Source organism: Jatrophihabitans sp. (assembly GCF_035474675.1).
Lineage (GTDB): Bacteria > Actinomycetota > Actinomycetes > Mycobacteriales > Jatrophihabitantaceae > Jatrophihabitans_A.
Genome location: NZ_DATINC010000036.1, coordinates 48,376 through 58,952 on the forward strand (window position 1 = coordinate 48,376; position 10,577 = coordinate 58,952).

At 70.4% G+C, this 10,577-nt stretch carries 11 protein-coding genes; 9 read left to right on the forward strand and 2 right to left on the reverse strand.

What is annotated here, in order from left to right; translation table 11 throughout:
* Nucleotides 1–183: 183 nt before the first annotated feature.
* Genes VLJ82_RS03865 through VLJ82_RS03890 form a run of 6 tightly spaced genes read left to right on the forward strand, consistent with a single transcriptional unit; the run spans nucleotide 184 to nucleotide 4,155 of the window.
* The gene (locus VLJ82_RS03865) at nucleotides 184–750 is read left to right on the forward strand and encodes a hypothetical protein (RefSeq protein WP_408662003.1); all 567 of its coding nucleotides are present in this window, start codon (nucleotides 184–186) and stop codon (nucleotides 748–750) included.
* Nucleotides 743–1,144 (forward strand): hypothetical protein, encoded by a 402-nt coding sequence (locus VLJ82_RS03870; protein WP_408662004.1) that lies wholly within the window; start codon nucleotides 743–745, stop codon nucleotides 1,142–1,144. The genes VLJ82_RS03865 and VLJ82_RS03870 overlap by 8 nt, the downstream gene beginning before the upstream one ends.
* The gene (locus tag VLJ82_RS03875; RefSeq protein WP_408662005.1) at nucleotides 1,141–2,094 is read left to right on the forward strand and encodes an FAD:protein FMN transferase; all 954 of its coding nucleotides are present in this window, start codon (nucleotides 1,141–1,143) and stop codon (nucleotides 2,092–2,094) included. Before VLJ82_RS03870 ends, VLJ82_RS03875 begins: the two co-directional genes overlap by 4 nt.
* Complete coding sequence (locus VLJ82_RS03880; RefSeq protein WP_408662006.1) at nucleotides 2,091–2,738, forward strand: hypothetical protein; 648 nt, start codon at nucleotides 2,091–2,093, stop codon at nucleotides 2,736–2,738. The genes VLJ82_RS03875 and VLJ82_RS03880 overlap by 4 nt, the downstream gene beginning before the upstream one ends.
* Entirely contained in the window at nucleotides 2,738–3,952 is a 1,215-nt protein-coding gene (locus VLJ82_RS03885) for an NADH-ubiquinone oxidoreductase-F iron-sulfur binding region domain-containing protein (protein WP_408662007.1), read from the forward strand. Before VLJ82_RS03880 ends, VLJ82_RS03885 begins: the two co-directional genes overlap by 1 nt.
* Entirely contained in the window at nucleotides 3,949–4,155 is a 207-nt protein-coding gene (locus VLJ82_RS03890) for a ferredoxin (RefSeq protein ID WP_408662008.1), read from the forward strand. The genes VLJ82_RS03885 and VLJ82_RS03890 overlap by 4 nt, the downstream gene beginning before the upstream one ends.
* Nucleotides 4,156–4,227: 72 nt before the next feature.
* On the opposite strand, the gene VLJ82_RS03895 is transcribed toward VLJ82_RS03890, so the two are convergent.
* Together VLJ82_RS03895 and VLJ82_RS03900 are read right to left on the reverse strand one after the other, a co-directional pair.
* The gene (locus VLJ82_RS03895) at nucleotides 4,228–6,015 is read right to left on the reverse strand and encodes an ABC transporter substrate-binding protein (RefSeq protein WP_408662009.1); all 1,788 of its coding nucleotides are present in this window, start codon (nucleotides 6,013–6,015) and stop codon (nucleotides 4,228–4,230) included.
* A gap of 331 nt (nucleotides 6,016–6,346) precedes the next feature.
* The gene (locus VLJ82_RS03900; protein ID WP_408662014.1) at nucleotides 6,347–7,072 is read right to left on the reverse strand and encodes an HAD-IA family hydrolase; all 726 of its coding nucleotides are present in this window, start codon (nucleotides 7,070–7,072) and stop codon (nucleotides 6,347–6,349) included.
* A gap of 303 nt (nucleotides 7,073–7,375) precedes the next feature.
* Between VLJ82_RS03900 and VLJ82_RS03905 the strand changes: the two genes are divergently transcribed.
* The 3 genes from VLJ82_RS03905 to VLJ82_RS03915 all read left to right on the forward strand — a co-directional run.
* Nucleotides 7,376–9,457: a hypothetical protein gene (locus VLJ82_RS03905; RefSeq protein ID WP_408662010.1), complete on the forward strand. Its 2,082-nt coding sequence runs from the start codon at nucleotides 7,376–7,378 to the stop codon at nucleotides 9,455–9,457.
* 133 nt (nucleotides 9,458–9,590) lie between these two features.
* Entirely contained in the window at nucleotides 9,591–10,037 is a 447-nt protein-coding gene (locus tag VLJ82_RS03910; protein ID WP_408662011.1) for a Fur family transcriptional regulator, read from the forward strand.
* Nucleotides 10,038–10,098: 61 nt separating this feature from the next.
* A partial coding sequence (locus VLJ82_RS03915; protein ID WP_408662012.1) for a peroxidase family protein occupies nucleotides 10,099–10,577 on the forward strand: 479 nt, incomplete at its 3' end.

Below are 10,577 nucleotides of genomic sequence, written 5' to 3' on the forward strand. Positions count from 1 at the left end.
GTACTAGTCCTAGTGCTAGGAGTGCCAGCGTCGACGCTCCGCACGCCTGTTCCTGGGCTTCGGAAGGTGCTCGCTAGCCGGCCGCCGGCTGATCTCCGCCCGAGAAGCCGTTCGCACCCCGGATTGGTGCTAATCCCATCGTCGTATTGAGCAGCGCCCATTCGGTAGGGGAGAACGGTAGGCATGAATCGGTTGTCCCGAACGCTGCTGACCGGCGTGGTCGTCACCGCGATCACCGTGTGCGTCATCGCCATCTCGCTGTCCGTCGCGGCCGCGGGCCGATCCGAACCGACGGGCACGGTGTCCTCCGGTGCGGTGACCAGCAATCGCAACGAGAGCGCCGCGGTCGCAGCGCGGCTCGCGGTCCAGCGCAAGCAGGCCGCCGAGCTGCGCTCGAAGATCGCGAAGGCGCGGGCCGCGCTCGCCGCCAAGCAGGCGCGGGCCGCGGCTGCCGCCCGCCGGGTGGCGGCGGCGCCGGCTCCTGTCGGCTCCAACCGCGCTCAGGCACCGGCGCGGCAGGCCAGCCTCGCCCACGCTGCCGGTGACGATCACGGCTCCCACGACGGCAGGGACGACGACCGGGACGACGACAGCCGGCACTCCGGATCCTCCGGCAGCGGTGACGATTCCAGCGGCCGCGACGACGACTCCAGCGGGCACGGCGGCGGAAGCGACGACAGCGGTTCCTCCGGATCCTCCGGCAGCGACGACGACCACAGCGGGCACGGCGGCGGGGGCGACGATGACTGAGCGCGCCCGCTCCCGGCCGAGCACGGTCGCAGCCGTGGTCGCGCCGGGCGCGGCCGCCCTGCTGTCCGCGGCAACTGCCTTTGCGCTGCACCACAATCCGGCCCCCAAGGCCCAGCCGGTGCAGGCAGCGGTGCCCGGCACCCGGACCGACGACGTTGCCGCGGCTCGGCTGCGCCAGCAGGCCAAGACCGCCGACGCCGAACTCACCCGGTTACGTGCGCAGCTGGCGAAGTTGAACTCCGAACTCGCGAAGGCGGACGCAGCGCCCGTCGCACCTCCGCGCGGAGAATCCGCCGCGCCGCCGGAGGATGTCGTACCCGCAGCGCTCGAGCAGGTCGCCCCGCCCGCATCCGCACCCGCGCCGCCGGTGGACGCCTCGACGGGGGCGTCGTGACCGCGCTGCTGGCCCGGCCGCTGGTCCGGCGGTTCGCCACCATGGGGACGACCGCCCGGGTGCGCGTCGAACGCCCCGGACCCGGCGCGGAGCGTGCCGTCGACGCGGTCGAGGAACTGTTCGGTGCGGTCGACGCGCAGTGCACCCGGTTCGACCCGGCGAGCCCGCTCATGCGGGCCAACGCCGCCGGCGGCTGGCACCAGGTGCCGCAATGGTGTTACGCCGCGCTCGAGGAGGCGGCGGCGGCCCACGTGCGCACCCGCCGGCTGTTCGATCCGCGGGTCCTGACCGAGCTCGTCGAGCTCGGCTACGACACCAGCCTGCCGTTCGCCACCGGTCCGGTCTCGCTGCCGTCGCGGCAGTCGCGGCCGGTGCGCACCGTCCGGGTGCTGCCGTGGCAGCCGCGCTTCGACGCTGCCGCCCAGGCCGTCGCGGTCGGCCCGGCTGCTGTCGACCTCGGCGGCATCGCGAAGGGGCTCGCGGTGCGCTGGGCGGTGGACCTGCTGCGCGACAGCGCCGACACGTTCTTCGTGGACGCCGGTGGCGACGGGTACTTCGCCGGCGCCGGCCCGACCGGTCGCGGCTGGTCGGTCGGGGTCGAGGACCCGCTCGGCGGCACCGACCCGGTCGCGGTGCTGGCAGTGCGGGACCAGGCGTGCGCGACGTCCTCGACCCGACTGCGGCAGTGGCGGGTCGGCGACCGCCCGGCTCATCACCTGATCGATCCCCGGACCGGCGGCCCGAGCGCCGGCGGGCTGGCATCGGTGACCGTGGTGGGGCCGGATCCCGCCGCGGCCGAGGTCTGGAGCAAGACGCTGTTCCTGCACGGGGCCGACCGGATCTCCTCGGTTGCTGCGACTGAGGGGATCACGGCGCTGTGGGTACGCGACGACGGCGCGCTCGGTATCACCGGTGACATCAAGCCGATGCTCGTCTGGAGCCGGTCGTGAACCGGGTGGTGTCCACGGTCGCGACGATCGCGGGCGGCGCGGTCGTCGGCGTGTTCGGCGGGCAGGTCGCGACCGCGGTGAGTGGCAACCGGATGGCCCCGTGGATCGTCGGCCGGGCGACCGGCCTGGCCGCCTACCTGCTGATGGTGCTGCTCGTCCTCGCCGGGCTGCTGCTCTCGCACCCGGGGCGCGCCGAGTTCGGCCGGCCGGGCACCCTGACCCGGATCCGGGTGCACGCCGCGCTCGCCGCGGCCGCGTTCGTCCTGACCGGACTGCACATTGCGGTGCTCGCCACCGACCACCATGCGGGCGTCGGCTGGGCCGGCGCGCTGCTGCCGATGGGGGCGCAGTACCGCCCGGTCCCGGTCACGCTGGGACTCGTCGGCATGTGGCTGGGCCTGGCGGCCGGGGTTACCGCCGCCCTCGCGCCGCACATCCGCCCGCGGGTGTGGTGGCCGGTGCACAAGGTGGCGATCGTCAGCATCGTCGCGGTCTGGGCACATGCCGTGCTGGCCGGCACCGACTCGGTGGCGCTGCTCACCTGGTACCTCGCCACCGCCGGGCTGGTGATCGCGATTGCCGCCAGCCGCTACCTCGCGGTGGCGCCGCAGCGCCGTCGCCCGGCCGTCCGGCAGGAAGCCTGATGTTCTCAGCCGTCACCCGCCTCGCCACCGGCGCCGGTCTGCTCTGCGGTCCGGTCCGGTTCGATCCCGTCGAGGCCGTGCCGGTCGAGCCGGTGTTCGCCGAGTCCCTGCACCAGCACACCGTTCGTCTCGGCCCGCGACCGACGGGATCGGCCGGCCTGATCGACGTTCTCGGCAGCCGCGGCGAGGGCGGCCGCGGCGGTGCCTGGTTCCCGGTCGCGACCAAGTGGCGATCGATGCTGGCGCAGCCGCCGGGCGGTGTCGTCGTCGGCAACGGAGCCGAGGGCGAGCCGGCCAGCGCGAAGGATGCCGCCGTTCTGCAGAGCCGCCCGCACCTGGTACTCGACGGCATCGAGATCGCCGCCGAGGCGGTCGGTGCGACAGAGAAAGTTATCTGGCTGCACCAGGGCGACGACCGCACCGAGCTCGCGGTCCGGGAGGCGATCGCCCAGCGTGGGCAGCATGGCTCGCGCAGCCCGATCCGCGTCGAGGTAGGTCCGGCCGGGTACCTGACCGGTGAGTCCAGCGCGGTGATCCGCGCGTTGTCCGGCGGGCCCGCCTTGCCGGCGTTCCGTTCCGTGCCGGCCACGGTCAGCGGTGTCGGAGGTCGCCCGACCCTGCTGCACAATGTCGAGACGCTCGCCAGGATCGCGCTCCTCGCGCGCTACGGACTCGTTGCCGACACCCGGTTGCTCACGATCACCGGGGACGGCGTCCGGACCGCGATCGAGATCGACCCGGCCGCGACGGTCACCGACGCCGTCGCCGCGGGTGGGGTCGACCCGAAGACCCTGCAGGCGGTGTTGCTCGGCGGGTACGGCGGGCAGTGGCTGTCCTGGTCGGACGCCGCGGACCTGCCGCTGTCGGCGCTCGGAAAGAGCCTCGGCGCCGGCATCCTCATCCCGCTCGCCCGGGACCGGTGCGGGCTGCGCCTGACCGCCGAGCTGGATCACTATCTCGCCGCCGCGAGTGCCCGGCAGTGCGGGCCGTGCATGTTCGGACTGCCTGCCCTGGCCGACCTGTTCCGGCAGGTGGCCGACGGCCGCGGCGGGCGGCGCCGGCTGCGGCGGGTACGCGAACTGCTCGACGAGGTCACCGGACGGGGCGCCTGCCATCTGCCCGAGGCAGCCGTGAACATCACCACGACGGCCCTTGCCTGCTTCGCCGCCGACCTGGACAGCCACGTCAACCGGGGCAGGTGCCGGCACGGATGACGGCGCGCATGACGCTCGACCCGACGGCCTGCCGCGGCGTGGGAATGTGCGCGTACGCGGCGCCGGAGCTGCTACGCCTGGACAGCTGGGGCTACCCGATCCTGCCGAGGACGCTCGAGGACGAGGAGACGACCGGCGCACGCCGCGCCGCACGGGCCTGCCCGCATCGCGCACTGTCCGTGCGGGAGGCAGCTACCGGCTGACCGTGCCAGCCGGTGCCGGCTCGCGGAACGCAGAGCAGGCACCGGCCGGACGGTCCGGTCAGGAGTCAGCGGCTACTTGCCGTCGCTGACCCCGATGTTGACGAAATCGTAGGTGGAGCCGAGTGCGAAGTTGTTCCGCACGTTGGTCAGCCGCGGGTTGCGGTAGTACAGCGACTTGTCGTACAGGAACGGCAGGTCGACGGCGTCGCTCATGACCTGGGCGTCGAGTTGCTTGAACAGGTCGTCGTGCCGGCCGGTGGACTTGGCGGCCTCGGCCAGCAGGGCGTCCACCTTCGGATCCTTGAGCTGGGTGTAGTTGCCGCCACCGGGAGGTGCGTAGCTGGCCACGATGGAGGTCCAGAAACCGCCACCGGTCGGGTAGTCAGAGCCCCACGCAGCCTGCGCCATCCCGATGCCCACGCTCTTGACCGTCTCCGGCTTTCCGATGTAGCCACCGTAGTAACCGGACTGGGCGTGTATCGCGGCCGACAGCTTGATGCCCACCCGGTTCAACGCCGACTGCGCCGCGGTGAACACCGCCGGGCCACGGCCGGTGTTGACGTAGGCCATCTTGGTGGCAAAGCCGTTGGGCTGACCGCACTGCTGCAGCTCGTCCTTGGCCTTGGCCAGGTCACCGGTGTTGTCCGGGCCGCTGGGGTACGGGTCGGCCTTCGGGTCATGTCCCGGAACGGTCGGTTGCGCCATGGTGTGCGCGATGTCGCCACCGTAGGTGCCACCACGAGCACGTTGCAGGTCCACCTTGTTGACGGCGTAGAAGATCGCGCGACGGCAGTGGATGTTGTCCAGCGGCTTGACCGAGGGGAAGATCGCGAAGTACCGGGTGTAGGAGGACACCGGGTCGTCGGCGTTCTTCTTCAGGTCCGGGTTGTTGATGATATTGGTCTGGAACGCGGTCTGGACGTTGCCGTCGGCCGTGGCGTCAGCCGTGCCGGCCTGCAGCTGCTTGTCGTTGTCGTCGGCGTTGGTGTTGACGTTCAGGGTGATCTTGTCGACCAGCGGGTGCCGGATCTTGTCGGTGGACTGGTCGTACTTGTCGTTGCGGACCCAGACCACCTTCTGCTCCGGGGTGTAGCTGGAGAACTTGAACGGGCCGTTGGACAGCGGGTGCAGGGTGTACTTCGATCCGGAGTTGGCACCGTTCTCGGTCAACGGAACCGGAGCCGAGGCCGGCAGTGTCATCAGGTAGTCGAAGTCCGGAGTCGAGGTCTGCAGCTTGAAGCTGATGGTGGTGTCGTCCGGAGTGCTGATGCTGTCCAGCCCCTTGCCCTTGTCCTTGTACGGGCCGGCGTACGGCGGGTTGCCACTGGCGTCGCATTTGGCCAGCAGGCACAGGTAGTACGAGGACGGGCCGTTGGTGAAGATGTCGGTGGCGAACACGCGTTCCAGGCCGTACTTGACCTGCTTGCTGGTGACGGTGGTGCCGTCCTCCCACTTGATGTTGGGCTTGAGGTGGTAGGTCCACTCGGTGAAGTCGGCATTGTGCTCGCCCAGTCCGGTGGCCAGGTCACCCTCGATCCCGATGTTGTTCGCGCCCGGTACCGAGGAATAGCCCACCAGGGTGCGGGTGAACAGCCGCTGCATGTTCCAGCACCAGCCGTAGTAGGTGTTTCCGGGATCCCAGGAGTCACAGTCTCCGGTGGCGACCAGGTTCAGGCTGCCGCCGGTCTTGTCGGACTTGTTGACCAAGCCGATGGTCGCCGCGTTGAACGCCGCCGCCACCGGTAGATTGCTCCCACTCGCATTGCCGGTACTCGTCGTCGGCGGTCGCTCGCCGCCCCCGCCGCTGCTCTGGCAGGCGGTCATCACCATGGTCGCGACGGCGGCCAGTCCGACCATCATCGCTAGTTTCCTGTTTTTCGGCATGGGTGTTCTCCATCTCCGTACACCAACGAGTGAAATGCCAGGTGGCCGGCTGCGAGCAGCGCGACGACCTTGCGCGCGTTGAAGTCACCCCGGGAGAGCGTCGTGCGCCTCGGGGCGCTTCTCCCAAGCCGATCTGACCAGGCCCGGGACGGTGTTTGTCCGGCTGACCCGCCGCCACTACGGCGTCGTGCATGTCGCCTTCTGATGCCTTGTTACCAGCGGCCGAGGCAGAGACCAGCGGCGATGCCGAATCGGTATGGATCAGATGCTCAACCGAACCGTTTCGGCAGCCGTCCTGTGACCACCGCTACCTGGCGGCGAAGGCGGCGTCCACGGCGTCGGCGAAGGCGGCCATGGTCGGGAACTCCAGGTCGTAGCTCCACTGCTCGGTGGGCTGCTTGGTCGCTCCCCAGCCGGGCCGGTCGTGGCGGCGGTTGATCCACACCGATCGCAGATTCTCCCGCTTGGCCACCGTGTGGTCGTGGAACAGGCTCTGCGCGACGTGCAGCAACTCGGTGCGTTCGATGCCCAGTTCCTCCAGCGTCCGGTACAGCGCGCGGAAGTGGTTGTCGGCCGGCTTGTAGCCGCCCACGTCCTCGGCGGTGATCACGGCGGCGAACTCGCCGCGCAGCTGCCGGTTGCTGCCGGCGAACCCGTCGCGGTGCACGTTGGACACGATGATCAGCCGGTAGTGCCGTGCCAGCCGGGCCAGGGCGTCGGCAGAGTCGGGAAACGCCGGCCAGTCCGGAACGGAGCCGGCCAGCCGCTGCGCCCACTCCTCGCTCACCGCAGCACCCAGGTCGGCACCGGCCCGGCGGAACGCGGTGGCGAGCACCTCGGGGTAGCGGGTGGTGGGTGCCTCCCGCTCGACGGCCGCCTCGTGGCCGCCGTAGCCGAGCAGCAGCTCCTCGTTGCCGACCTGCAGCCCCTGCTCGCGCGCCCACGGCCCCAATACCGCGGCCATGCCCGTCTCCCAGTCGATCAGGGTGCCGTAGCAGTCGAAGCTGAGCGCCTCGAACGCGGTCAGGTCCAGCTCGGTCATGTCAGCTCCTCGCCTCGGCGCGGGGTGGCTCGGCCACCGGTAGCAGACATGGTCTCAACCGGCAGCGGCCCCGCCGACGGCAGGTACCTGGAGACCCAGCGTGTGAGTGTCGTGAGAGCTGATCGGTAATGGGATGAGAATCCCATGAAAACAAGAGGATTCCCTCCCTGATCACGGTACCCGAGACGCTGGACAAGGCGCATCCGGAGGACGAGAGTGCGCGTCTGCAAGCACCACATTCAGTGGATCCGGCGGCCTCTCCGACACCTCGGAGCCGCCACGAAGGGGGAATTCATGGCATCCAGGCGGAAGCGGAACCGGCTCACGGTCCCGCTCGTCTCGCTGGCCACCGTCGCCGCGTTCCTGGTCGGGATGCAGGACGCACAGGCAGCCAGCCAGGTCTCGTTGTCCGGAACCGGAGCGCCCATCACCGGCGACGCCCCGGCGTCCGGAGCCGGAGACGTCACCCAGGCCGAGTTCGTCGGCGAGACCGACGACGAGGCCGACGTCGACGAGTTCCCGGGCATGATCAACGACCGGAGCCTGTCGGACGGCACCGGGCACGGCGTCTCGGTGGCCAGCGGGAAGAAGGCCAAGTCGACGCCGGAGTTCACCACCGGCTTCGAGGGCCTGAACCTCTACCAGCAGCGCTACGCCCGCGGCGGCAACCAGTTCACCGTCGAGCCTCCGGACCAGGCGCTGTGCGTCGGCAACGGCTACGTGCTGGAAGCCGTCAACGACGTCCTGAACATCTTCAACTCCGCCGGCCAGTCGGTGCTGCCGGACAACACCGCGACCAACGTCGTGAGCGGGTTCCCCCGCAACGTCAACCACGCCGTCGACCTGAACTCCTTCTACGGCTACGCCCCGGCGATCAACCGCACCACCGGCGTCCGGGCGCAGAACATCACCGACCCCACCTGCATCTTCGACGCCGCGACCCAGCGGTTCTTCCTGCTGGTGCTGACCCTGGAGTCCACACCCGGCGGCACGCTGACCCAGGTCAACCACCTCGACCTCGCGGTCAGCCAGACGGCGAACCCGACCGGCTCGTGGAACATCTACAAGATCGACGTCACCAACGACGGCACCAACGCCGGTGGCGTCAACCCCGGTCCGTACCTGGGCGACTACCCGCACATCGGCGCCGACGCCAACGGCGTCTACCTGACGACGAACGCCTACCCCTGGAACAGCAACGGCTTCGCCGGCGCGCAGATCTACGCGCTGTCCAAGGCCCAGCTGGCGGCGGGGTCCGCCAACGTCAACGTGGTGCACATCGACACCTTCGGCAAGGTGAACGTGCCCAGCGAGGCCGGCGCGACCCAGCCGGGCTTCACGGTGTGGCCGGCCCACTCGCCCGGCTCGTCGTCCTACGACGCCAACGCCGGCGGGACCGAGTACCTGCTCAGCTCCAACGCCGCCGACGAGGCGACCCATCCGATCACCGGCACCGGCGGGAACTACGTCTCCAGCCAGATCGTCACCTGGGCGCTGACCAACACCTCTTCGCTCAACACCGCCACTCCGGACCTGCACCTGTCCACCAAGGAGCTCAGTTCGAACACCTACGCCATCCCGCCGAAGCAGCGGCAGCAGGGTGCCGGCACGCCTCCGGGCATCGACACCCCCCAGGGCCACTGCATCAACGACACCACCACCTCCACCATCGCCGGTGTCGGGTGCTGGCGGCTGCTGGTCGGTGCTGAGCCGGCGCACAACGAGGTGATCTCGCGGCCGGACTCGAACGACACCCGGATGCAGCAGGTGATGTACGCCAACGGCAAGATCTGGGGCGCGCTCGACACCGCCCTGAACCCGGGCGGCACGGCCCAGCGGGCCGGCATCGCCTGGTTCCAGGTCAAGCCGGACACCTCCAGCGGAACACTGGCGGCCAAGATGGCGCTGCAGGGCTACCTGGGCGCCGCCGGTGCCGACTTCACCTACCCGACCATCGGGGTCACGGCCAGCGGCCGCGGCGCGATGGGCTTCACCTACAGCGGTGACTCGGCCTTCCCGAGCGCTGCCTACGCCCCGATCGACGCCCTGGTCGGCGTCGGCGCGTGGGCGGTGCTGCCGGGTGGTGCCGGGCAGGCGGCCGACGACGGCTTCACCAGCTACAAGGCCCAGGTGGGCGGCAACCCGCCGCGTACCCGCTGGGGTGACTACGGGGCGGCTGCCGTCGACGGCAACCACGTGTGGCTGGCCAGCGAGTACATCGCGCACTCGTGCGACTACCAGACCTGGGGCGGCCCGTTCTTCGCCGGTGGCAGCGGGGACAACCTGCTCGGCACCTGCGCCGGTGCCTCGCACGGCGCCGGCTCCCGGACGGCGCTGGGCAACTGGTCGACCCGGATCAGCGAGCTCACCCTGTAGTACCTGAACACCTCCGGTGCCGGTGGTCACGTACGGTGACCACCGGCACCGCTGTGTGCGGGCCGGCGGTGTTCGCTGAGAGCTGCGTCCCGAGGACTTGATTGATTCCAGAAAATGGACAAGACTCGCGGTCGTGCCCACCACCGCCGAGCTCGAGCGCATGCTGCGCGCGGCGCGGTTGCGGGTGACACGGCCGCGGGTGGCGGTGCTCACCGCGGTGCACCAGCACCCGCACGCCGACACCGACTCGATCATCTCCTTCGTGCGTGCCGACTACGGCGAGGTGTCCCACCAGGCGGTCTACGACGTGCTGCGCGCGCTGACCATCGCCCGGCTGGTCCGGCGGATCGAGCCGGCCGGCTCTCCGGCCCGCTACGAGGCGCGCGTGGGGGACAACCACCACCACGTGGTGTGCCGGTCCTGCGGGACCATCGCCGACGTGGACTGCGCCGTCGGCGACACCCCCTGCCTTACCGCGTCGGACGACCAGGGCTTCCTGATCGACGAGGCGGAGGTCGTCTACTGGGGCCTGTGCCCCGAATGCGCCGCCGCGGTCCCGGCCGGCGCCGACCGCCCCTAGCCGCAAGACCCGAGCAATCCCCGTCAACACCAGAGATACCCCAGACAGGAGAGCGACCGACGTGTCCGAAAGCGAGAACCCGGTAATCCCCTCCCCGAAGCCCGCCCCGCATCGGCCGAGGACGAACCAGGACTGGTGGCCGAACCAGCTGAACCTGCAGGTCCTGCACCAGCACTCGCCCCGGTCCAACCCGATGGGCGAGGACTACGACTACGCCGAGGAGTTCAGATCTCTCGACGTCGAGGCCCTCAAGCGGGACGTGATGGAGGTGATGACCACCTCGCAGGACTGGTGGCCCGCCGACCACGGCCACTACGGCGGCCTGTTCATCCGGCTGTCCTGGCACGCCGCCGGCACCTACCGGATCGAGGATGGCCGCGGCGGCGGCGGCCAGGGCGCGCAGCGGTTCGCCCCGCTCAACAGCTGGCCGGACAACGCCAACCTCGACAAGGCCCGCCGGCTGCTCTGGCCGGTCAAGAAGAAGTACGGCAAGAAGATCTCCTGGGCCGACCTGCTGGTCTTCGCCGGCAACGTCGCGCT